General features: G+C 68.3%; 18 protein-coding genes. 2 read left to right on the top strand and 16 right to left on the bottom strand.

Annotated features, from left to right (window positions below; translation table 11 throughout):
* Positions 1 to 66: 66 nt before the first annotated feature.
* Complete coding sequence (tsf, locus tag E0493_RS07630; RefSeq protein ID WP_160936338.1) at positions 67 to 978, bottom strand: translation elongation factor Ts; 912 nt, start codon at positions 976 to 978, stop codon at positions 67 to 69.
* Positions 979 to 1005: 27 nt separating this feature from the next.
* Positions 1006 to 1860 (bottom strand): 30S ribosomal protein S2, encoded by an 855-nt coding sequence (gene rpsB / locus E0493_RS07625; protein WP_160936337.1) that lies wholly within the window; start codon positions 1858 to 1860, stop codon positions 1006 to 1008.
* Positions 1861 to 2139: 279 nt separating this feature from the next.
* Between rpsB and E0493_RS23860 the strand changes: the two genes are divergently transcribed.
* On the top strand, positions 2140 to 4203 hold the full coding sequence (locus tag E0493_RS23860) for a methyl-accepting chemotaxis protein (protein ID WP_160936336.1): 2064 nt from the start codon (positions 2140 to 2142) through the stop codon (positions 4201 to 4203).
* A 108-nt stretch (positions 4204 to 4311) separates the two neighbouring features.
* Here E0493_RS23860 and dnaE read toward each other — a convergent pair whose 3' ends face one another.
* The 5 genes from dnaE to E0493_RS07595 all read right to left on the bottom strand — a co-directional run bounded on the left by dnaE (position 4312) and on the right by E0493_RS07595 (position 11823).
* Entirely contained in the window at positions 4312 to 7761 is a 3450-nt protein-coding gene (gene dnaE, locus E0493_RS07615; protein ID WP_160936335.1) for a DNA polymerase III subunit alpha, read from the bottom strand.
* A gap of 107 nt (positions 7762 to 7868) precedes the next feature.
* A complete protein-coding gene (locus E0493_RS07610) occupies positions 7869 to 8549 on the bottom strand; it encodes an ABC transporter ATP-binding protein (RefSeq protein ID WP_235913642.1) in 681 nt (226 codons plus the stop codon).
* Between the two features lie 19 nt (positions 8550 to 8568).
* Complete coding sequence (locus E0493_RS07605; protein WP_160936333.1) at positions 8569 to 9822, bottom strand: lipoprotein-releasing ABC transporter permease subunit; 1254 nt, start codon at positions 9820 to 9822, stop codon at positions 8569 to 8571.
* Positions 9823 to 9829: 7 nt separating this feature from the next.
* Positions 9830 to 11140: a proline--tRNA ligase gene (gene proS, locus E0493_RS07600; RefSeq protein ID WP_160936332.1), complete on the bottom strand. Its 1311-nt coding sequence runs from the start codon at positions 11138 to 11140 to the stop codon at positions 9830 to 9832.
* A 422-nt stretch (positions 11141 to 11562) separates the two neighbouring features.
* Positions 11563 to 11823, bottom strand: coding sequence for a DUF1467 family protein (locus tag E0493_RS07595; RefSeq protein WP_160936331.1), 261 nt, complete (start codon positions 11821 to 11823; stop codon positions 11563 to 11565).
* A gap of 247 nt (positions 11824 to 12070) precedes the next feature.
* Between E0493_RS07595 and E0493_RS07590 the strand changes: the two genes are divergently transcribed.
* Positions 12071 to 13192, top strand: a complete 1122-nt coding sequence (locus E0493_RS07590; RefSeq protein ID WP_160936330.1) for an acyltransferase family protein — start codon at positions 12071 to 12073, stop codon at positions 13190 to 13192.
* Positions 13193 to 13228: 36 nt separating this feature from the next.
* On the opposite strand, the gene E0493_RS07585 is transcribed toward E0493_RS07590, so the two are convergent.
* The 9 genes from E0493_RS07585 to nuoH form a co-directional block, all read right to left on the bottom strand.
* The gene (locus E0493_RS07585) at positions 13229 to 14890 is read right to left on the bottom strand and encodes a ribonuclease J (protein WP_202396980.1); all 1662 of its coding nucleotides are present in this window, start codon (positions 14888 to 14890) and stop codon (positions 13229 to 13231) included.
* Positions 14891 to 15380: 490 nt separating this feature from the next.
* Complete coding sequence (locus E0493_RS07580) at positions 15381 to 16148, bottom strand: biotin--[acetyl-CoA-carboxylase] ligase (protein ID WP_160936329.1); 768 nt, start codon at positions 16146 to 16148, stop codon at positions 15381 to 15383.
* A gap of 8 nt (positions 16149 to 16156) precedes the next feature.
* Positions 16157 to 17575: an NADH-quinone oxidoreductase subunit NuoN gene (nuoN, locus tag E0493_RS07575; RefSeq protein ID WP_160936328.1), complete on the bottom strand. Its 1419-nt coding sequence runs from the start codon at positions 17573 to 17575 to the stop codon at positions 16157 to 16159.
* Positions 17576 to 17580: 5 nt separating this feature from the next.
* On the bottom strand, positions 17581 to 19092 hold the full coding sequence (locus E0493_RS07570; protein ID WP_160936327.1) for an NADH-quinone oxidoreductase subunit M: 1512 nt from the start codon (positions 19090 to 19092) through the stop codon (positions 17581 to 17583).
* A complete protein-coding gene (gene nuoL / locus E0493_RS07565) occupies positions 19089 to 21005 on the bottom strand; it encodes an NADH-quinone oxidoreductase subunit L (protein WP_160936326.1) in 1917 nt (638 codons plus the stop codon). Before nuoL ends, E0493_RS07570 begins: the two co-directional genes overlap by 4 nt.
* 4 nt (positions 21006 to 21009) lie before the next feature.
* Positions 21010 to 21321 (bottom strand): NADH-quinone oxidoreductase subunit NuoK, encoded by a 312-nt coding sequence (gene nuoK / locus E0493_RS07560; RefSeq protein ID WP_160936521.1) that lies wholly within the window; start codon positions 21319 to 21321, stop codon positions 21010 to 21012.
* Position 21322: 1 nt separating this feature from the next.
* The gene (locus E0493_RS07555) at positions 21323 to 22042 is read right to left on the bottom strand and encodes an NADH-quinone oxidoreductase subunit J (protein ID WP_160936325.1); all 720 of its coding nucleotides are present in this window, start codon (positions 22040 to 22042) and stop codon (positions 21323 to 21325) included.
* 126 nt (positions 22043 to 22168) lie between these two features.
* Complete coding sequence (gene nuoI / locus E0493_RS07550) at positions 22169 to 22657, bottom strand: NADH-quinone oxidoreductase subunit NuoI (RefSeq protein WP_160936324.1); 489 nt, start codon at positions 22655 to 22657, stop codon at positions 22169 to 22171.
* Positions 22658 to 22710: 53 nt separating this feature from the next.
* A complete protein-coding gene (gene nuoH, locus E0493_RS07545) occupies positions 22711 to 23721 on the bottom strand; it encodes an NADH-quinone oxidoreductase subunit NuoH (protein ID WP_160936323.1) in 1011 nt (336 codons plus the stop codon).
* Between the last annotated feature and the right edge of the window lie 2 nt (positions 23722 to 23723).

Genomic DNA, 23723 nt, shown 5'->3' with positions numbered 1-23723 from the left:
GGCGCCCGGGCGATGCGGCAGGCGATCCCGGGCGGACGCGGGAGCGTCCGCCCGGGGCTGGTCGGATCAGACGGTGCCGGCGGCAGCCGCGACCTCGGCGGCGAAGTCGCTGGACTGCTTCTCGATGCCCTCGCCGAGCTGGAACCGGGCAAAGCCGGCCAGCTTGGCGCCGGCCTTCTGCACCACGGCCTTCACGCGGCTCTCGCCGTCATGCACCCAGACCTGCTCCAGCAGCACCACTTCCTCGTAGTACTTGCGCACCCGGCCCTCGACCATCTTCTCGATGATGGCGGGGGGCTTGCCAGAGGTGGAGGCCTGCTCGGTCAGCACCGCCTTCTCGCGCTCAAGGGCGGAGGGGTCCACGGCGCTGATGTCCAGCGCCTCCGGGCGGGCGGCGGCGACATGCATGCCGATCTGGCGGCCCAGCGTCTCCAGCGCCTCGATCTCCGAGGCCGCCTCGAGCGCCACCAGCACGCCGATCTTGCCCAGGCCCGGCTTCACCGCCGAGTGGACATAGGTGGCGACCACGCCGGAGGGCACCGTGAAGCGCTTGGCGCGGCGGATGGACATGTTCTCGCCGATGGTGGCGATCAGCCGGGTCAGCTCGTCCTGCACCGAATGGGTGGTGCCGGGGAAAGTCGCCGCCTTCAGCTGCTCGACGTCATCGCCCACGACGAGGACCAGCCCCGCCACCTCGGCGACGAAGTTCTGGAACAGCTCGTTGCGGGCCACGAAGTCGGTCTCGGCGTTGACCTCCACCATGCCGCCGACCTCGGGGCCGGTGGCGGTGCCGATCAGGCCCTCGGCGGCAACGCGGCCGGACTTCTTGGCAGCCGCGGCAAGACCCTTCTTGCGCAGCCAATCGACCGCGGCCTCGGCGTCGCCGTTGTTCTCGACCAGGGCCTTCTTGCAGTCCATCATGCCCGCGCCGGTCTTCTCGCGCAGGTCGCGGACCATCGCGGCGGTGATCTCAGCCATGGGTTTGCTCCTGTCTGACGGCTCTGCTCAGGACTGCGGGGTGGCCGGCTCGGCCGGCGCATCGGCACCGCCGACCAGCGACTCGCCCTCGGCCACGGCGCCGGCCACGCTCTCCTGGTCCACGCCCTCGACGGCCGGCAGGTCCTCGGCGCCCAGCTCCTCGGAGGCGCCGATGTCCACGCCGGAGGCCTGCAGCTCGGCGCTGATGCCGTCGAACACGGCGCCGGCGACCATGTCGCAGTACAGGTTGATGGCGCGGATGGCGTCGTCATTGCCGGGGATCGGGAAGGCCACGCCCTCGGGATCGGCGTTGGAGTCGACCACGGCGACCACCGGGATGCCGAGCTTGTTGGCCTCCTCGACCGCCAGGCGCTCCTTCACCACGTCGATCACGAACAGGATGTCCGGCAGGCCGCCCATCTCGCGGATGCCGCCCAGCGCGCGGTCGAGCTTCTCGCGCTCGCGGGTCAGCATCAGGACTTCCTTCTTGGTGAGGCCCTGGGTGTTGCCGCCGAGCTGCTCATCCATCTGCTTCAGGCGCTTGATGGAGCCGGTAATGGTCTTCCAGTTGGTCAGCATGCCGCCAAGCCAGCGGTGGTTGACGTAGTACTGGCCGCAGCGGGTCGCCGCCTCGGCGACATACTCGGCCGCCGACTTCTTGGTGCCGACGAACAGCACGCGGCCACCGCCGGCCACCACGTCACGGATGGTGCGCAGCGCGCGGTCCATCATCGGCACGGTCTGCTGCAGATCCAGGATGTGCACCTGGTTGCGCACGCCGAAGATGTACGGCGCCATGCGGGGGTTCCAGCGGCGGGTGTGGTGGCCAAAGTGGACACCGGCCTCAAGCAGCTGGCGCAGGGAAACTTCCGGCATCGCCATGGTGGCGGTCCTTCCTTCGAATGCAGTCCGGTTCGGCCTCCGCGGCGCCGAACCTCCCTCGGGAGACCGGACCTTTCGCCAGAAATGGCGGAAGGGCGCGCCGCGTGCGGATTTGCCGCCTCGAGCCCGGCTCGCGGGCGGCGGCGCAGGAATTGCCACGGATCCCGCCGCGAAGCAAGCGATGTGACGGCAAGCCCCAAGCCGCCGGTGGCTTGGCAAAGGGGCCTTAACCCTCCCCTCCGATACTGCGCGGCGCGATACCCTCACAGGAGCCTGCCCGTGCGCATCCGGAACTTCTTCTTGGCCTGCTTCTGCGCCGCCGCCGTGCCGGGCGCCCTTGCAACGGGATGGCTGGCCCTGAGTGCCTGGTCCAAGCTGGAGCAGAGCGGCACCGCGCGACTGGCCGCCCGCACCGTGAGCGATTCCCAGCGCGCGCAGTCGGCCATCGCCGTCGAGGTCGGCGCCTACGCGAGCCAGCTCCGGCTCGACAACCCGGATGTCGCAACGCTGCGCCGGTCCGCCGAGGTGACCGACCGGCAGCTCGCCGCCGCCGCCGCCGTTGCGCGCGAGGCCGGCTTCAAGTCACGCATCGCGGAGGACATGCTGGCCCGAATCCTTCCCATGCGGCAACGCACCATGGAGGAGCTGGCGCGCCCCCTGGCCGCCCGGGACCCGGAGCTGCCGAAGCGTACCCACGCCTTGCGCAACGAGGGCGTGGAGGCGCTGAGCGAACTGGCCGCCGAGGCGGGGCGCGGCGTCTTCGCCGCTTCACCCGAGGCTGCGGCCCTGATCAGCGTGGCCAACGCGGTCATGGACTACCGCGACTTCATGGGCCGCCGCAGCACGGCCTTCTACCCCTGGATCAGCGGCGGCCCGGTCGCTCTCCCCGCCTTCGAGGCGGTGCTGGGCCAGACCGGCCGCATGGAGCAGGCCTGGGATACGGTGGAGCAACTGATCCGCGCCATGCCCGAGCGGCCGGCGCTGCAGGCGGCCATGCAGGAGCAGGCCGCCACACGCGCGCCGAACGAGGCCCGCTGGCAGGAGATGATCCGCAAGAGCCGCGTTGCGCTCACCGGCGGCGACCCGGGCTGGAACACCACCGTGCCGGAGTTCCGCCCATGGGCCGTCGCCTCCCAGGCGGAGATCCTGAAGCTGCGCGACGCCGCCCTGGACGAGACCATGGCGATGACCGAGGCATCCTGGAACCGCGCCCGGGCAGCCTTTCTGGCCGCCCTCGGTCTGGCGCTGGCCGTCGCCGTTTCCGCGGTGGCCTCGGTTCTGACGCTGCTGTCGCGCATTGTTCGCCCGGTCCAGGCGCTCACGGCCTCCGTCACCCGCATTGCCGGCGGCGAGCTTGACCTGGAGGTGCCGCATCGCGCCCGCCGCGATGAACTCGGCAGCATGGCAGCGGCGGTGGAAACGCTGCGCCGGGGCTCGGCCGAGCGGCTGCAACTGGCGGAGGACCAGCGGCAGGTTCAGCAGCAGCAGATCGAGCGCGCGCAGCGTGTGGATGCCTTGCTGAAGTCCTTTGAACAGGAAACCGCCGGCATGCTGCGCATGGTGGCGACGGCCGCGTCCGAAATGGAAGCCACGGCCGGCGGCATGACCAAGGTCGCGGCCAGCGGGAAGGACCGCGCGAATCTCGTCGCCGGCGCCTCGGAACGGGCCAGCGGCAACGTCCAGACGGTGGCCGCCGCGGCGGAAGAGCTTTCCGCCAGCATCGCCGAGGTGGCCCGGCAGGTGCGGGACAGCGCGGCGCGGGCCGAGCAGGCCTCGGCGGCGGCGCAGCAGACCGACCGCACGGTGCGCGGGCTTTCCGAGGCGGCGGCGCGAATCGGCGATGTGGTGCAGCTCATCGCCGGCATCGCCAGCCAGACCAACCTGCTCGCGCTCAACGCCACCATCGAGGCGGCACGGGCGGGCGAGGCCGGCAAGGGCTTCGCCGTGGTGGCCGGCGAGGTGAAGAACCTGGCCAGCCAGACGGCCAGGGCCACCGGCGAGATCAGCCAGCAGATCGCCGCCATGCAGGCCGAGACGGAGCGCACCGCGCAGGAGATCGGCGGCATCGCGCAGATGATCGTGGCGCTGAACGAGGCGACGGCGGTGGTGGCCGAGGCCGCCGGGCAGCAGGCCGAAGCGACGCGCGAGATCGGTTCGGCGGTGGCGCAGGCGGCCGTCGGCACGCAGGAGGCATCCCACCACGCGGCGGGCGTCAGCGAGGACGCGGAACGCACGGGCAGCGCCGCCCAGGATGTGCGCGGCGCCTCCAGCAAGCTTGCCGAGCAGGCGGAAGGGCTGCGCGGCCGGATGGAGCAGTTCCTGGCCGCGCTCCGGGCCGCCTGATGCGGGAGGCGGGGCGGCACGCCGGCTTGCCGGACGCGCGCCCGCCCTGCCCTTCCCGCCCTGCCTTTCCCGCCCTGCCTTTCCCGCGTGGAGCGGGAGGCGAACGCCTCAGCCGGTGGCCACCTCGCAGACTCCCGGCACCACCTTGATGGCCTGCGCCAGCCGTGGCGATACGTTCCAGGCGCCAGGCAGCGCCACCTCCAGCTCCTGGCCGGCGGCGAGGCGGGGAATGAGGACCACGCGCCCCTTTCCCGGCCCTTCCCGGTTCAGCATGTCCCGGATCGGCTCCACCGCCGCCGCGTCCTCGATCCAGAGGCGCAGCATCTGGCCGACGCCCGAAGCGGCCTTGTCCAGCGCCTCCACTCCCTGCGCGGTCAGGCGCAGGGTCTCGCCCTCCATGCGCGCCTCGGTGGTGACCAGAACGGCGGAGCCCTCGGCCAGAAGGGGGCGGGAGCGCAACAGCACCTCGGAGAACAGCGTCACCTCCGTGCTGCCGGTGGCGTCCGAGAGGCGCACCCAGGCCATGCGGCTGCCGGTGCGGGTGGTGCGCTCCTTGCTGTTCACCACCGTGCCGGCGATCTTGACATGCGTGGCGCCCCGCTCCGCCCGCACCTGCAACTGGGCGATCGGCACCACGCGCAGCTTCTGCAGCACCTCCTTGTAGGTGTCGAGCGGATGGGCGGAGAGGTGGAAGCCCACCGCCTCCGCCTCCTGGGTCAGGCGCTCCAGCTCGGGCCAGTCCGGCAGGTTGGGCATGCGCAACGGCTCGGGCTTGGCATCGCCGCCGCCGAACAGGCCGATCTGGCTGGAGGTGCGCTCCTCGGCGGCGGCCTGGGCGCGGCGCAGGATGACCTCGGCCGCCATGGTCATCTTGGCCCGGTTCTTCTCCATGCTGTCGAAGGCGCCGGCACGGGCCAGGTTCTCCAGCTGCATCTTGTTGAGCAGCTTGGGGTCCACGCGCCCGGCGAAGTCGGCAACCGAGCGGAACGGCCCCTTGACGTCGCGCGCCTTCACCATGTCCTTCATCGCCTGCATGCCGACGCGCTTCACCGCGGCAAGCGCGAAGCGGATGCAAGCCTTGCCGTCCTCCTCCCGCGTCTCCACGCGAAAATCGGCGGCAGAGCGGTTCACGTCCGGCGGCAGCACGGGGATGCCGAGGCGCGCCGCCTCCTGCATGTGGTTGGCCAGCTTCTCCGTCTTGTCCATGTCGAAGGTCATGGAGGCGGCGAGAAAGGCGACGGGGTGATTGGCCTTGAGGTAGGCCGTCTGGTAGGCGACCAGCGCATAGGCGGCGGCATGCGACTTGTTGAAGCCGTATTCCGCGAACTTCTCCATCAGGTCGAAGATCTCGCCGGCCTTGCCCTCGGGCACCCCGTTCTTCACCGCCCCTTCCACGAAGATCTTGCGCTGCGCTTCCATCTCGGAACGGATCTTCTTGCCCATGGCGCGGCGCAGCAGGTCGGCCCCGCCCAGCGAGTAGCCGGCGACGTCCTGGCTGATCTGCATGACCTGCTCCTGGTAGACCAGGATGCCGTATGTCTCCTCGACCAGGTGCCGCATCGCCGGGTGCACCGGCTCCCAGGGCTCGCCATGCTTGCGGGCGCAATAGGCCGGGATGTTCGCCATCGGGCCCGGGCGGTAGAGCGAGACGGCGGCGATCAGGTCCTCGAAGCGGTCGGGGCGCATCATGCGGAGGCAGTCCCGCATCCCCTGCCCTTCAAACTGGAACACGCCGGCGGAATCGCCGCGGGCCAGCATCTCATAGGTGCGGGCGTCATCCAGCGGGATGCGCGCGAGGTCGATCACGGTGCCCTGCTCCGCCAGGATCTCCACCGCGCGTTGCAGCACCGTCAGCGTCTTGAGGCCAAGGAAGTCGAACTTCACCAGGCTGGCGTTCTCGACGTACTTCATCGAGTACTGCGTCACCAGCATGTCGGAGCGGGGGTCGCGGTAGAGCGCGACGGTGTCGATCAGCTGCTTGCGGCCGATGACGACGCCCGCCGCATGGGTGGAGGCGTTGCGGTAGAGGCCCTCCAGCACCAGGGCGGTTTCCATCAGCCGGTCCACCGTCTCGTCGGCCCGCCGCATTTCCTTGAGGCGCGGCTCCTCGTCGAGCGCCTGCTGCAGGGTGATGGGCTTGGCCGGGTTGAAGGGGATCAGCTCGGCGATCTTGTTCACCTGGCCATAGGGCATGCCCATGACCCGGCCGACGTCGCGCACCACCGCCTTGGCCTGCAACCGGCCGAAGGTGATGATCTGCGCCACCCGGTCCGGCCCGTATTCGCGGCGGACGTACTGGATCACCTCGTCGCGCCGGTCCTGGCAGAAGTCGATGTCGAAATCGGGCATCGACACGCGCTCGGGGTTCAGGAAGCGCTCGAAGAGCAGGCCGAAGCGCAGCGGGTCGAGGTCGGTGATGAGCAGCGCCCAGGCGGCCACCGAGCCGGCGCCGGAGCCACGGCCCGGCCCCACCGGGATACCCTGCTCCTTGGCCCACTGAATGAAGTCGGCGACGATCAGGAAGTAGCCGGAGAAGCCCATCTTCTCGATGATGCTCAGCTCGAACTCCAGCCGCGAGCGGTAGGGCTCGCGGTCGGTGGTGCCATCCGGCGTCCCTTGGGCGTCGAGCCGCGCCTCCAGGCCGCGCCGGGCCATGTCGCGCACCGTCTCGGCCTCTGTCATGCCGGGCTGCACCTTGGGGCAGATCGGCAGCTCGGGCTTGCGCGTTTCGGCCATGACGGCGCAGCGCCGGGCGATGGCGAGGGTGTTGTCGCAGGCCTCGGGCAGGTCGGCGAAGAGCTTGCGCATGGCCGCCGCCGACTTGAAGTAGTGCTCGGCGGTCAGGCGGCGGCGGTCCGGCTCGGCGAGGGTACGGCCCTCGGCGATGCAGAGCAGCGCGTCATGCGCCTCGTACATCTCCGATTTGGCGAAGTAAACGTCGTTGGCGGCCACGATGGGAAGGCTTGCCTGGTCGGCGAGTGCGAGCAGCGCCGGGTCCAACCCGCGCTCGATATCAAGCCCATGGCGGGTCAGCTCCACCGCCAGCCGGTCACCAAAGCTTTCCTTGAGTGCGTCCAGCAGGGTAGCGGCGGCATCGCGGCGGCCTTCCAACAGCAGGCGGCCGAGCGGGCCGCAAGTGCCGCCGGTCAGCAGGAACACGCCTTGGGCGTGCTGCCGGAGCAGGTCCAGGGTGATGGCGGGCTTGCCGGAGGGATCGTCGCGCAGGAAGCCATGCGAGGAAAGGCGCTGGACGTTCTCCAGCCCCTGCGCGTTGGTGGCCAGGGCGACGACGCAATCGGGCGCGAGGCGGGCGACCTCGGGGCGCGGGTCGGCGGCGGCGCGGGAGAGCCAGAGCTGACAGCCCATGATCGGCTGCACGCCCTTGCCCGAGCAAGCCTTGGCGAATTCCAGGGCGCCGAACATGTTGGCCGTGTCGGTCAGGGCCACGGCGGGCATGCCGTTGGCCTTGGCCAGGTCCGCCACCTTTTCCGCCTTGATGGCTCCCTCGGCGAGGGAATAGGCGGAGTGGACGTGCAGGTGAACGAAGCTTCCGGTCATGAGACCGGTTCTAGCACAGGCGGCGCCTTCGCGCCGGAGTCACCTGACTTGCAGGAAAAGACGAGGCGGCGCGGGGGAGGCAGAACTCCTCCTCCCCCCGGACCTGTTCAGGCCGGCACGATGTGCCCCTCGCGCAGGGTGACCACGCGGTCCATCCGCGCGGCCAGCTCGGGGTTGTGGGTGGCGATCAGCGCAGCCACCCCTGCCCCGCGCACCGCCTCCAGGAGCTGGGCGAAGACCCGCTCGGAGGTTTCCACGTCGAGGTTGCCGGTCGGCTCGTCGGCCAGGAGCAGCCCGGGGCGGTTGGCCAGGGCGCGGGCGATGGCGACGCGCTGCTGCTCGCCGCCGGAGAGCCGCCCGGGGCGGTGCGCCTCCCGGCCCTCCAGCCCGAAGCCGGCCAGCAACTCATGGGCGCGGGCATTGGCGGTGCGCTCGGGCGTGCCATTGGCCATCTGCGGCAGCACCACGTTCTCGAGCGCGGTGAACTCGGGCAGCAGGTGGTGGAACTGGTAGACGAAGCCGATGGCCCGGCCGCGGAGCGCGCTGCGGGCCTCGTCACCGAGGCTGCCCGCCGCCTGGCCGTTGATGAAGACCTCGCCGCCATCCGGCCGCTCCAGCAGCCCGGCGAGGTGCAGCAGCGTGGACTTGCCGGTGCCGGAGGGCGCCACTAGGGCGACGATCTCGCCGCCGTTCAGCGTCAGGTCGGCGCCGCGCAGCACGGGAAGCTCGCCCGCCTCGCTGCGGTAGCGGCGCTCCACGGCCGCGAGCCGCAGACGCTCGGTGCCCATGGAATCATGCCTTGGCGCCTCACTCATTGCGCAGGGCCTCCACCGGGTCGGTCCGGGCAGCGCGCCAGGAGGGATAAAGCGTGGCCAGGATGGAGAGGCCGAGGCCCATCAGCACCACCTGGGTCACCTCATGCGCGTCCAGCACGGCCGGAAGCTGGGTGAGGAAATAGACCTCCGGGCTGAAGAGCTGGGTGCCGGTGAGCGCCTGCAGCGCCTCGCGGATGCGCTCGATGTTCAGGCAGAACACCATGCCGAGGAGGAAGCCGATGCCGGTGCCGAGCACGCCGATGGAGGTGCCGCAGATCAGGAAGATCCGCATCACCGCGCCGCGCGTGGCGCCCATGGTGCGGAGGATGGCGATGTCCCGCCCCTTGTCCTTCACCAGCATGATCAGCGAGGAGATGATGTTGAAGGCCGCCACCACGATGATCAGGGTGAGGATCAGGAACATCACGTTCCGCTCCACCTGCACGGCGGCGAAGAAGGAACTGTTGGAAGCCTGCCAGTCCAGCACCCGGAAGGGCATGGGCGAGAGGGCCTGGATGATCTCCTGCGTCACCTTCCGGACGTTGTCGGGGTCCTGCACGAAGACCTCGATCTGCGAGGCGGCGTCGCGCATCTGGAAATAGACCTGCGCGGCCTGCAGCGGCAGGAAGACGTAGGAGCTGTCATACTCGTTCATTCCCGCCTCGAACATGGCGACGACGGTATAGGCGCGCATCCGCGGCACGGTGCCGATGACGGTGGTACGGCCCTGTGGCGAAACCAGCGTCACCTTGCTGCCGATGTTCAAGCCAAGCTTCTGCGCGAGGCGCGTGCCGACCATGATGGCGTCGTCGCCCCTGAAGTCGTCGAGCGAGCCGGCGCGGATGTTGTTGGCGAGGATGGGCCGGGCGCGCAGGTCCTCCGGCTTGATGCCGCGCGCGAGGCCGCCGGTGGCGCCGCCGGCCTCGCTGGTCAGCAGTACCTGTCCTTCCACGATGGGCGTGGCCATGGCGACGCCGGGGAGCTTCCGCACGCGCGCGGCGATGTCGTCGTAGGTGTTCAGCCCGCCCTGGCTCGCGGCATAGACGCCGAGATGGCCGTTCAGCCCAAGGATGCGGCCGAGCAGCTCCTGCCGGAAGCCGCCCATCACGCTCATCACGATGATCAGCGTGGCCACCCCGAGGGCGATGCCCACGAGCGAGAAGGTGGCGATGACGGAGACAAAGCGCTCCCCCTTGCGCGCCCGCAGGTAACGGAACGCGACCTTTCGCTCGAAGGCTCCGAACATCAGGCGGTCAGTTCCCCAGGATGCGCGACAGGACGGCTTCGAGGGATACCTCCTCCCGCTCGCCGGTGGCGCGGCGCTTCAGCTCGATGACCTCCCGGGCGGCGCCGCGCGGGCCGATGATGGCCTGCCAGGGATAGCCCGCCAGGTCGGCATCGGCGAACTTCACGCCGGCGCGCTCGTTGCGGTCGTCATAGACAGCTTCGCCGCCGAGGGAGCTGTAGAGCCGCTCACAGAGCGCATCGGTGGCGAGGTCGCCCGGCTTCAGGTTGAGGATGGCGCAGCGGAAGGGCGCCACCGCGTCCGGCCACTTGATGCCGGCCTCGTCGTGGTTGGCCTCGATGATGGCGCCAAGCAGGCGCGAGACGCCGATGCCGTAGCTGCCCATCTGGGGCGTGACGGGGTTGCCGTCCGGTCCGGCGACCGAGAGGCCCATGCTGGCGCTGTACTTAGTGCCGAAGAAAAAGATGTGGCCGACCTCGATGCCACGCGCCGAGACCTGGCTCTCCGCGCCGATGGCGTTCCAGGCGGCCTCGTCATGCATCTCGTCGGTGGCGGCGTAGCGGCTGGTCCAGAAGTCCACCGTGGGGCTCAGGTCGCCGTCATAGTCGGGCTTCTGCGCCAGCACGTCGAAGTCCAGCAGGTCCCTGTGCAGGTAGACCTGGCTCTCGCCGGTCTCCGCCAGGATGATGAACTCGTGGCTGAGGTCGCCGCCGATGGGGCCCGTGTCGGCACGCATCGGAATGGCCTTAAGCCCCATCCGCGCGAAGGTGCGGAGATAGGCCACGAACATCTTCTTGTAGGAAAGGCGCGCGGACTCGACGTCCAGGTCGAAGGAGTAGGCATCCTTCATCAGGAACTCGCGGCCGCGCATGACGCCGAAGCGAGGCCGGATCTCGTCCCGGAACTTCCACTGGATGTGGTAGAGGTTGCGCGGCAGGTCCCGGTAGGAACGGGCGAAGGACTTGAAGATGTCCGTCACCATTTCCTCGTTGGTCGGGCCGTAGAGCATCTCCCGCTCGTGCCGGTCGGTGATGCGCAGCATCTCCTTGCCGTAGTCGTCGTAGCGGCCGGACTGCTTCCAGAGATCGGCGCTCTGGATCGTCGGCATCAGGATTTCCTGGGCGCCGGCGGCGTCCTGCTCCTCCCGGACGATCTGGCTGACCTTCTGCAGCACGCGCAGTCCGAGCGGCAGCCAGGCATAGATGCCGGCGGAGGTCTGCCGGATCATCCCGGCGCGCAGCATCAGCTTGTGCGAGGCAATGGCCGCCTCGGCAGGAACTTCTTTCAGGGTGGGCAGGAAGGCGCGGGAGAGGCGCACGGGTCAGCTCCGTCCGGTCAGCGGTGCGCGAAGGTAAGGGCGCTGGCCTCAGGATGCCAGGGGCCGCGAGGCGTTCCCCGGCGCGAATGCCGTGCCGCGATCATGCTTTTTCCAGGACGCGCGGGCGTCAGCCTTATCGACGTGGCCAGCAAGCCTGAACACAGGAAGATCTCAGCGCCTGGGAAAAGGATGCTTCGGCTCGGCAAAAAGAAAGGGCCACACCTGAAAGGTGCGGCCCGAGTTTAGGGAGGAAACGCCAGTCACACGGCAGGAAGAGAACCAGCTCTCTTCCTGAAACCGAAGGTGCGCTGATCTTCGCTGCGCCGCAACACAAAATCTTCCGGAAAGAGCCGAAAAATTGGGCGCATAGATCCGATAAGCCTAAAAATAGTTCAAATCAGAGGAAAACCTCAGCATTTCGCCTAATCAATGGGCATAGCAAGCCATCCATGACGGAAGCTCAGCCAGTCACTGGTGATGAGGGAGTAGATGCCGAGAAAGACAACCGTCGCCACCACGGTTGTCCAGAGAGCCTTGCGGCCAATTCCCGGTGCTTCCGGGGCGCCGCGCCAGTTGCCGGGCGCCTGTCCATCCGGATCGGGCCGGATGCCGACCGGCAGCACCGCGAACAGGACGGTCCACCACACCAGGAAATACACGACGAAGCCGGTAAACCAGTTCACTGCGCGCCCCTCTTATGCCCTCGGATGCGGGAGATAGGCTCTCGTACCCGGCCAGACCAGCCTTCCGCTCCTCGCCACAGCGTGAAGCTCCCGCCGCAACCCTGCCACAGAAAGATGGTTCGCAACGGGCCTGCCGGGCGCTCCAGGCGCAGCGGCGTTGTTCTCCTCTGCGCGGCACCAGTTCACGAGCCGTGCTCCCACCGGTTCCCGGGCCGCAGCGCCGGAACCTGTTCGCAGCCGGGAGCCCATGAAAGCAGATTCCTCATCCCGCCTTGTCGAGCTCGACTCGTTGCGCGGCATCGCGGCTCTCATCGTCGTCGTGCACCACGCCTATCTCAGCCTGCCAGAGGTTCCGGGCTGGGTGGCCTGGACCGTGAACGACACGCCTCTCCGGCCCATCGGCATGGGTCGGCAGGCCGTGATCTTCTTCTTTGTGCTGAGCGGCTATGTCCTGACCCGCGCACTGGCGCGGCAGGAGCAGCGGCAACCCGGCAGTGTGCTGAGCGGCGGCGGCTGGGCACATTACGGGGCGCAGCGCGCCATCCGCCTCGGGCTGCCGGTGCTGGCCGCGGTGGCGCTTTCCGCAGCCCTGCAGTCGCTGAGCTGGTCCGGCCCGCTGCCGCCGGAGACACCGCACATCACGGGCGGCGCTGCCTGGGCGGCGCCCTGGACCTGGCGCGATCTCGCCGCGCAGGCCCTTCTGCTGGAGCATGGCGACGGCTTTCAGCTCGATCCGGTGCTCTGGTCGCTGGTCCATGAGTGGCGCATCGCGCTGCTGCTGCCGCTTGCGCTGCTGTTTCGCGACCGGCTGGCGCTGCTGCTGGCGGTGGCGCTGGTGGGCGCCGGGGTGGCGCGGCTGGCCGGTATGCCGGAGGGGCACGTCTCGCTCGGCGATAGCCTGCTCGGCACTCTCGCCGCCAGTGCCGGCTTCCTGCCGGCCTTCGCCGCCGGCGCGGCGCTCGCCCTGCGGCCCGTACCACGCCTGGACGAGACGCAGGCGCTTGCGGCGGCCGTGGTGGTGGTCGTCATGGCCATGGCCGCGCATGACTATGGCGTCATCGCCGGCTCGGTGCTGTTGATCCTGCTTGCCCTGCGGGGCGGCCGCTTCGCCAGGAGCCTGCGGCGGCGTTCGCTGCTCTGGCTGGGAAAGGTCTCCTTCAGCCTCTACCTGGTGCACCTGCCGGTGCTGCTGCTGCTGACCCACCTTCTGCACGGCCAGACGGCGCCCGCCGTGGTGGCAATGATGGCGACGGTGATGGCTCTTCCCGCCGCCGCCGCCATGCATGGCCTGGTTGAACGGCCGGCGCACCGGCTGGCCCGGCGTCTGCCGCCGCCGCGGTCGGCGAGGCTGCAGCCCCGCCTTACCTGAGAAAGTGCGGCGGGGAGGGCCGCCGCCTCCCCCTCCTCACACGCGGAGCAGGTGGATCTCCACGCTGGGTCGCTTCCGGAGGCGCCGGCTGACCGCCTTGCGCAGCACCGTGCGGGCCGCGTCGCGCAGCATGTCGTCCTCCTGCTTCAGCGCCGATGGCAGGTCGGTCACCGCACGCGCCAGCTCGTCGGCGAGCTGGCCGGGCTCCATGTCCGCCATGTCGAAGAGGCCGGGCGCGGAAATCTGCGGGCTGCCCAGCACCCGGCCGCTGCGATCCACCGCCAGCGAGGCCATGACCACGCCGTTGAACAGCATCCGCCGCCGGGCGCCGAGCACGCCGCCATCGAGCGGCAGCAGGCGCTCGCCATCCAGCGCCAGCTGGCCGGTGGGCACGCCCTCCACCACCTCCGGCGCCGCGTTGCCCGCGCGTGGAGCGAGCTGCAGCACGTCCCCATCCTCGACCAGCACGGGGGTGGCGCCCATTTCCCGGGCCAGGGCGGCGTGCTCCTGCAGGTGGCGCCATTCGCCATGCACCGGCACGGAAAAGCGCGGCTTCACCAGGGAATAGAGGCGCCGCAGCTCATCCCGCGCCGGGTGGCCGGAGACATGCACCATGTGGTCGTCGGCGGTCATGACCTTGCAGCCGCCACGCGCCAGGTCGTCCTGCATGCGCAGGATGGCGCGCTCGTTGCCGGGGATCATGCGGGAGGAGAAGATCACCGTATCGCCCTCCCCAAGGGAGATGCGGGGATGCGTATCGGCCGCGATCTTCGCCATGGCGGAGCGCGGCTCGCCCTGGCTGCCCGTGCAAAGGATCAGCAGCTGGTCGTCCGGTATGTCGTCGGCATCCTCCTCCTGAAGAAAGGGCGGAAGATTCTGGAGATAGCCGCACTCCCGTGCCGCCGCCTCGGCATTCCGCAGGCTGCGGCCGAACAGCGCGACCTGCCGGCCGGCGGCATGGGCGGCCAGCGCGACGGACTCCATGCGGGCGACATTGGTCGCGAAGCAGGTGACGGCCACGCGCCCCTTCAGCTTGCGGATCAAGGCCGTCATGCTGCGGCGGACTTCCGCCTCCGAGCCGGAATGGCCTTCAACCAGCGCATTCGTGCTGTCGCAGACCATGGCAAGCACGCCCTCGCGGCCAAGCGCCGCGAAAGCCTCCTCATCGGCCGGTTGCCCGATCAGGGGCTCGGGGTCCAGCTTCCAGTCGCCGGTGTGCAGCACCGTGCCGTGAGGCGTGCGAATGGCGATCGACTGCGGCTCCGGCACCGAGTGGGTGACGCGAATGAAGCGAAGGCGGAACGGTCCCAGCTCCACCTCTCCACCGAGAGGAACCGTGACCAGCTCGACCTGGTGGAGCAGGCCGGCCTCGCCAAGCTTGCGCCGCAACACCGCGGCGGTGAACGGGCTGGCGTAGATCGGGCAGCGCAGTTGCGGCCAAAGCGGCGCGACGGCGCCGACATGGTCCTCATGCGCATGGGTGATCACGAGGCCCAGGAGCTTGTCCCGGCGCTCGGCCAGCCAGCTGGGGTCGGGCACCATGACCTCGGCCTCCGGCTGTTCGGCGCCGCCGAAGCCGATGCCGCAGTCGATGGCCAAAAGATGCCCATCGCAGCGATAAACATTGAGGTTGCAGCCGATTTCCCCCGTTCCGCCCAGCGGAATGAAGGCCAAGTCTCCGTTATCGTTCAGGTTCATCTACTCTCGCCAGTGATGGTGTCCATGCAGTCATGCCCTTGCCAGGGCAGATATCGTGGCCCTCGTCATGCCCGTGGCCCTTCCGGGGCCAGGACGCGTCAGGCAAATCGGTCATGTGGAAAATGGGAGCGCACCTGCCATTCGCCAACCTCACGGCCTCCATTGGCCTGATCACCGAGGCCGCAGTCCCGTCGGGCTGGCCTGCCCGCGAGAGTACGACGGCTTGGCGGCCGGGATGAGGTGCACTGCGTCCTTCCACACCGTCACATAACCCCAGACAACGTCCGATTGCAGCGCCGGAACAGTCACACCACCGATCACGGATTGCGGACAAGGTGCTGCTCCAGCTTCTCCCGGAGAGCATGGGCGGCGAGCCGGGCGGCCGCAATGGCCAGGCCTTCAGCCGGCGATGCGGATGCGGACCGGTGGACGCTCCCGCTGTGTGCCGCCAGGCTTGCCGGCCGCGCTTTCGGCGCCTTGCCGGGCGATGCTACCTCCCGATCGGCCGCGGTTCGCCGCTCGCGAGGGGCGCGGAGACCAGTTCGCCAGCAGCGAAGGCAAGGAGCTCGTTGCCCACGCGAAGCTGGAGGCGGCCGTCCTCGGCCAGGCCGGCGTACCGTCCGCTGACCAGGCCGTGCGGCTGCTTCAGCAGCAGCGCGGAGCCGGGTGACGGCCCGTGCCGCATCCAGGCCTCCCGCACGGGTGTGAAGCCGCCGGCCTGCTGCGCCTCGCGCCAACGATCGAGGGAGGCAAGGAGGGCTTCGGCGAAGGCCACCGGACCGGGCGGAACGATTCCGCCGCCTGCCAGGCTGGCCGTGGGCCGGTCCGGCAAGGAAGGTGCCTCGCGCAGGTTGACCCCGATGCCCGCGACGATCCAGGCAATCCCGCCACGTTCGTCAGGCGCGGCCTGCGTCAGGATTCCCGCGCACTTGGCCCCGTTCAGCAGAAGGTCGTTCGGCCATTTCAGGGCAAGTGACGCTTCCGGAGGCAGCAAGGACGCGACCGTTTCGGCCAGGGCCACGGCGACAAGCAGCGCCCATTGCGGCAGTTCGCGCGCCGGACCCGGTGGCCGCCAGAGCAAGGAGAGATGCAGGTTGCCGGAGCTGGAATGCCAGGGCCGCCCCTGGGTGCCGCGCCCGGCGGTTTGCCGCCGGGCCAGAACCGCGAGCCCCTCCGGCTCGCCCGCGGCTGCGGCGGCCAGCACGGCATCCTGCGTGCTGGCCAGTTCCGCATGGATGGTCAGGCGCCACGCGGCCACGCCGCCTGTCACCCCAGCAGGGCCGCGACCGCCGCCTGCGCCGCCGCCAGGAAGGGCGCGGGGAAGACGAAGAAGAAGACGGTGAAGAGCCCGGTGCCGGCCAGCACGAAGGAGAGGCTCGCGGGGCGCGGATCGAGCGCGGTGCCGGCGTCGAAGTACATCACCTTGATGACGCGCAGGTAGTAGTAGGCGGAGATGGCGGAGGTGAGCACGCCCACCACCGCCAGGGTCCAGTATCCGCCCTGCACCGCCGCCAGGAAGACGTAGAGCTTGCCGAAGAAGCCGGCCAGCGGCGGGATGCCCGCCATGGAGAGCATGAACACCGTCATGCCCAGCGCCATGGCAGGATCGGTGCGGCCAAGGCCGGCCAGGTCCTCGACGCCCTCCAGCGCCCGCCCGTTGCGCCGCATGGCGATCAGCACGGCGAAGGTGCCCACGCTGGTGAAGACGTAGATCGCCATGTAGAGCAGCAGGCTGCTGATGCCGATCTCGCTGGCCACCGCCAGGCCGATCAGCGCATAGCCGACATGGCCGATGGAGGAATAGGCCATCAGCCGCTTGATGTTGCGCTGACCGATGGCCCCCAGCGCGCCCAGGATCATCGAGCCCAGCGAGGCCAGGATCAGCACCTGCTGCCACTGGGCCGCCAGTTCCCCGAAGGGGCCGGCGGCGACGCGGGTCAGGAGGGCGATGGCGGCCACCTTCGGCGCCGTGGCGAAGAAGGCGGTCACTGGCGTCGGCGCGCCCTCATAGACGTCGGGCGTCCACATGTGGAAGGGCACGGCCGAGATCTTGAAGGCCAGCGCCGCCAGCACGAAGACCAGCCCGACCACCAGGCCGAAGGGCATGCCCACCGTGGCGCCCACCGCATCGGCGATGCGGTCGAAATTGGTGGAGCCGGTGAAGCCGTAGATCAGGCTGGAGCCATAGAGCAGCATGCCCGAGGCCAGCGCGCCCAGCACGAAATACTTGAGGCCGGCTTCGGAGGAGCGCTCGCTGTCGCGGTTGAAGGCGGCGATCACATACAGGGAGAGCGAAAGCAGCTCCAGGCCCAGGTAAAGCGTGATCAGGTCATTGGCCGAAACCATGACGAGCATGCCGAGGCTGCTGAACAACAGCAGCACCGGGAACTCGAAGCGGCCAAGCCCCTCCTTGGCGTTCCAGTCCATCGCCAGCAGCAGGCCGAGCGCGGCGCCAGCCAGCACCAGCAGCTTCATGAACTTGGTGAAGGCGTCGGCGACGTACTGGCCGTTGAAGGCGACGCCCTCGGGCTGGCCGAGGACGAGCACGGCGGTCAGCAGCAGCGTGCCGAAGACCGCCATGTTGACGGCGAAGGCAGGATCCCGCTTCGGCAGCACGCCGGCGGCCAGGATGACCAGGCCGCCGAGCGCCAGCACGAGCTCGGGGAGGATGAGGGTCCAGTTCATGCCGGTCACATCCCGGCCAAGCGCGGCAGGGCCATCGCGGCTTCATGCCGCGTGACCAGCGCCGCGACACTGGCCTCGAAGAAGGAGAGGAAGGAAGACGGATAGACGCCCATCCACAAGGTCAGCAGGATGAGCGGCGCGAACGTGATGTACTCGCGCGGGCTGAGGTCCAGCAGGGCCTTCAGGTCCTCGCGGGTGATGCGGCTGAAGATCACGCGGCGATAGAGCCACAGCATATAGGCCGCGCCCAGGATCATGCCCAGCGCGCCGCCGAAGGCGACCCAGGGGTTGACCTGCCAGGCACCGACGATGACCAGGAACTCGCCGGGGAAGCCGGCGGTGCCGGGCAGCGCGACCGAGGCCATGGTGAACAGCATGAAGACCATCGCATAGGACGGCATGATCTTCGCCACGCCGCCGTAGCGCGCGATCTCGCGCGAGTGCACGCGGTCATAGAGCACGCCGACGCAAAGGAAGAGCGCGCCGGAGACCACGCCGTGGCTCAGCATCTGGAAGATGGCGCCCGAGATGCCCTGCTGGTTGAGGGTGAAGATGCCCATGGTCACGATGCCCATATGGGCGACCGAGGAGTAGGCGATCAGCTTCTTCATGTCCTCCTGCGCCATCGCCACCAGGGAAGTGTAGACGACGGCCACCACGGAGAGCGTGAAGATCAGCGGGGCGAACCACTCGGTCGCCTGCGGCAGCAGCGGCAGGGAGAAGCGCAGGAAGCCGTAGGCGCCCATCTTCAGCAGCACGCCCGCCAGGATGACGGAGCCGGCGGTCGGCGCCTCCACATGCGCGTCCGGCAGCCAGGTATGCACCGGCCACATCGGCACCTTCACCGCGAAGGAGGCGAGGAAGGCCAGGAACATCCAGACCTGCACGGAGGCCGGGATCTGCAACTGAAAGATCGCGGGGATGGAGGAGGTGCCGGCCTCGTACCACAGCGCCAGCAGCGCCAGCAGCATCAGCAGCGAGCCGAGCAGGGTGTAGAGGAACAGCTTGTAGGCGGCATAGACGCGCCGCGGGCCGCCCCAGACGCCGATGATCAGGAACATCGGGATCAGGACGCCTTCGAAGAAGATATAGAACAGCACGATGTCCAGCGCGCTGAACATGCCGACCATCATCGTCTCCAGGACGAGGAAGGCGACCATGTACTCACGCACGCGGCTCTCGATGGCCTCCCAGGAGGCCAGGATGCAGAGCGGCGTCAGCGCCGTGGAGAGCAGCACGAACAGCACGGAAATGCCGTCCACGCCCATGTGGTAGCCGAGGCCGAACTCCGGCATCCAGTTGATCTGCTCGACGAACTGGAACTCGGCCGTCGTCTTGTCGAACTGGAACCAGAGGATCAGCGACAGGGCGAAGGTGATCAGGCTGGTCCAGAGGGCCGTCCAGCGGGCGTTGGAGGCGACGACCGCCTCCTCCCCCCGGATGAACAGAAGGATGCCCGCGCCCACCAGCGGCAGGAAAGTGAGCAGCGAGAGCAGAGGGAAACCCGCGGCGTTCATCGGCCGACCCCGAACAGGAAGATGCTGACGAAGAGAACGAGGCCGATGATCATGGCGAAGGCGTAGCTCGCCACCCGGCCCGACTGCAGGCGCACCACCCGGCCGGAAGCTTGGGCGGTCAGGCTGGCGGCACCGTTCGGCATGCCGTCGATGATCTTCACGTCGCCCACTTTCCAGAGCTGCACGGCAAGGGCGCGCGCCGGGCGGACGAAGATCCGGTCATACAGCTCATCGAAGTACCACTTGTTGAGCAGGAAGCGGTACAGGCCCGGGACCGCGGCGGCGATCCGCGCCGGCATGGAAGGGGCGAACATGTAGAGCGCATAGGCCAGGATGATGCCGATCACGCCCACAACCGTCGGCAGCAGCGGCACCCAGGAGGGCACCTCATGCGCCTCGTGCATCACGTGGTTATGCGGGGCGTTGACGATCGAGCCGTTCCAGAATTCCTCCCAGTGGTGGCCGACGAACATCTCGTGGAACACGCCGCCGGTGAACACCGCGCCGACCGCCAGCACGAAGAGCGGCAGCAGCATGACCCAGGGGCTCTCATGCACGTGCTCCATCGTATGATGGTCCGCGCGGGGTGCGCCATGGAAGGTCAGGATGATCAGGCGCCAGGAGTAGAAGGCCGTCAGGAAGGCGGCGGCGATGCCGCAAATGAAGGCATAGGTGGCGGTCCAGCCCTCGCCGGCGAAGGCGGCCTCCAGGATCATGTCCTTCGAGTAGTAGCCCGCGAAGAGCGGCACGCCGGCGAGCGCCAGGGAGCCGATCCAGAACATCGCGTAGGTGAAAGGGATCTTTTTCCAGATCCCGCCCATCCGGCGGATATCCTGCTCGTCCGACATGGCATGGATGACCGAACCGGCGCCCAGGAACAGCAGCGCCTTGAAGAAGGCGTGCGTGAACAGGTGGAACACCGCCGCCTGGTAGGCACCGACGCCGATGGCGAAGAACATGTAGCCGAGCTGCGAACAGGTCGAGTAGGCGATGACCCGCTTGATGTCGTTCTGCACCATGCCGACGCTGGCGGCGAAGAGCGCCGTGGTGCCGCCGATCACGGCGACAAAGCCCAGCACGTTCGGGGCGTATTCCATCAGCGGCGACATGCGCGCCATCAGGAAGACGCCCGCCGTCACCATGGTCGCGGCATGGATCAGCGCGGAGACCGGCGTCGGGCCCTCCATCGCGTCCGGCAGCCAGGTGTGCAGGCCGATCTGCGCCGACTTGCCCATGGCGCCCAGGAACAGGAGCAGGCCGATCAGCTCCAGCACCGGATAGCCGGCGAAGGTGGTCTGCCGGGCCGCCTCGACGCCCTGAAAGATGCCGTCGAACTCGACGGTGCCGAAGGTCCAGAAGGTCAGCGCCATGCCGAGCATGAAGAAGAGGTCGCCTACGCGGTTGACGATGAAGGCCTTCATCGCGGCGCGGTTGGCGCTCTCGCGCTCGTACCAGTAGCCGATCAGCAGGTAGCTCGCGAGGCCAACGCCCTCCCAGCCGAAGAACAGCTGGACCAGGTTGTTGGCCGTCACCAGCATCAGCATCATGAAGGTGAACAGCGACAGGTACGCGAAGAAGCGCGGGGGCGTCTCGTCATGCGACATGTAGCCCACGCTGTAGAGGTGGATCATGGTCGAGATCAGCGTGACCATGCCCACCATCATTGCCGCGAGCGTGTCGTAGCGGAGCGCCCAGGAGACCTGCAGCCCGCCGACATCGATCCACTTGACGATCTCGACCACGCCCGGCGTGTGGTTCAGCCCGACCTGGACGAAGCCATAGAGGCCGCAGACCGCGGCCAGCGCCATGCAGACCACCGTGGCCCACTGCGCCGCCTTGTCGCCGATCCACCGGCCGAAAAAGCCGGAGATGCAGGCGCCAAGCAGCGGAAAGAAGACAGCACCGACATACATGCGACTAACCCTTCAGGGTGGAGACGTCCTCCACCTCGATGCTGCCGCGGTTGCGGAAGTAGATGACGACGATGGCCAGACCGATGGCCGCCTCGGCGGCCGCCACGGTCAGCACGAACATGGCGAAGATCTGCCCGGTGAGGTCCTGCAGGGCCGAGGAGAAGGCCACCATGTTCAGGTTCACCGCGAGCAGGATCAGCTCGAGAGACATCAGGATGACGATGATGTTCTTCCGGTTGAGGAAGATGCCGAACACGCCGAGCACGAAGAGGATCGCGCTCACCGTGAGGTAATGGCCAAGGCCGATGCTCAGCATGTCAGTGGTGCCCGCCTTCTTCGTGGTCGTGGTGGCCATGACCGTGCGCCTCGTGCGCCACCTTCTTCGGCTTCGGCGCCTCCGGCAGCTTGCGCCGGACGATGCCGAGCTTGTCGAGGCCGGTACGCGCCGGCACCTTGGTCAGCGGCACGGCCTCTGCACGGGCGAGCTGCACGGCGATGTCCTGCCGCTTGCTGTTGGCCGGCTTGTCGCGCAGCGTCAGCACGATGGCGCCGATCATGGCGACCAGCAGGATCAGGCCGGCAATCTGGAACAGGAAGATGTAATCCGTGTAGACCAGCCGCCCGAGCGCCTCGGTGTTCGACAGCGCCGGATCGGCCGGCACGGCGTTCAGCCGCAGCGTCGCGACATCCGGCGCGAACTGCCAGGAGCCGAAGACGAACAGCAGTTCCAGGAAGAGAATGGCCCCGATCACCGCACCGATCGGCGCGTAGCGCTGCAGTCCCTGCCGCAACTGGACGAAGTCGATGTCCAGCATCATCACGATGAACAGGAACAACACCGCGACCGCGCCGACATAGACGATGACCAGGATCAGGGCCAGGAACTCGGCCCCCGCCATCAGGAACAGCGCCGCGGCGTTGAAGAACGCCAGGATCAGGAACAGCACGCTGTGCACGGGATTGCGGCTGGTCACCACCATGACCGCGCTGGCGATCAGGATGGCCGCGAAGACGTAAAAGGCGAGTGCGGCGATCATCGCAGCCCGCCCGCGTGCAGATGCAGCATCATGGCACCGTTCCGAAAGAGCCGCCCTGGCAGGAGGACGGGGCCGTGGAGGATGGCTGCGGGGGCGTCACGACCAGGCCCTCCCCCGCGGCAAAGATCAGCGGTAGGGCGCGTCGAGCTCGAGGCGCTTGGCGATCTCCGGCTCCCACCGGTCGCCGTTCGCAAGCAGCTTGTCCTTGTCGTAGAACAGCTCCTCGCGCGTCTCCGTCGCGAACTCGAAGTTCGGCCCCTCGACAATCGCATCCACCGGGCATGCCTCCTCGCAGAGACCGCAGTAGATGCACTTCGTCATGTCGATGTCGTAGCGCGTGGTGCGGCGGGAGCCGTCCTCGCGCGGTTCGGCCTCGATGGTGATGGCGAGCGCCGGGCAGATCGCCTCGCAAAGCTTGCAGGCGATGCAGCGCTCCTCGCCGTTGGGATAGCGGCGCAACGCGTGCTCGCCCTTGAAGCGGGGCGAGAGCGCCGTCTTCTCGTAGGGATAGCTGATCGTGGCCTTGGGGCTGAAGAACTGCTTCAGCGTCAGCGCCATGCCGGAGACCAGCTCGGTCAGCAGCAGGCTGCGCGCCATGCGGTCAAGCGATGCCATCTCTCACCTCGTCGCGCGGGGGTAGCCCGCGCCCGTCATTTGAACAAGGGACCTCATGCCGGCAGCCACCCCGCGAGCTTAAGCACGAAGGCGACCAGCACAAGATAGATCAGGCTGAACGGCAGGAAGACCTTCCAGCCCAGCCGCATCAGCTGGTCGTAGCGGTAGCGCGGGAAGGTCGCGCGCACCCAGATGAAGGTGAACAGGCAGAGGCAGATCTTCAGGATGAACCAGATCGGGCCCGGCACCCAGTTGAGGGGCGCGACGTCGAGCGGCGGCAGCCATCCACCCAGGAAGAGGATGGAGGTCATCGCAGACATGAGGATCATGTTGGCGTATTCGCCCAGGAAGAAGAGGGCGAAGGTCATGGAGGAGTATTCCACCATGAAGCCAGCCACCAGCTCGGACTCGCCCTCGGCCAGATCGAAGGGCGGGCGGTTCGTCTCGGCCAGGGTCGAGATGAAGAAGATGATGAACATCGGGAAGAGCGGGATGAAGAACCAGACGGTCTTCTGCGCCAGCACGATGGCATTCAGGTTCAGGCTGCCGACGCAGAGCAGAACCGTCACGATCACCAGGCCCATCGAGACTTCGTAGGACACCATCTGCGCGGCCGAGCGCAGGGCGCCGAGGAAGGCGTATTTCGAATTCGAAGCCCAGCCGGCGATGATGATGCCGTAGACGCCGAGCGAGGAGATCGCCAGCAGGTACAGCACCCCAACGTTGATGTCGGCCACCGCCCAACCGTCATTCACCGGGATCACCGCCCAGGCGATGAGCGCCAGGATCAGCGTCAGCATCGGGCCGAAGACGAACAGCCCCCGGTTGGCGCCGGAAGGAATGATAGTCTCCTTCAGCAGCATCTTCAGCGCATCGGCGAAGGGCTGCAGAAGGCCGAAGGGGCCGACCACGTTCGGCCCTTTCCGCATCTGCATCGCCGCCATGACCTTGCGCTCGGCGAGCGTCAGATAGGCGACGCCGAGCAGCAGCGGCACCAGCAGCGCCAGGCTCTGAAGCACCGTGATGATGAGAACGCCAAGCGGCGAAGCGAGAAAGCTGTCCATCC

This window comes from Teichococcus coralli (assembly GCF_009829925.1).
GTDB classification, from domain to species: Bacteria; Pseudomonadota; Alphaproteobacteria; order Acetobacterales; family Acetobacteraceae; genus Pseudoroseomonas; species Pseudoroseomonas coralli.
Note: the sequence above shows the minus strand (reverse complement) of the source record. Positions and strands in the feature narration are given on the sequence as shown.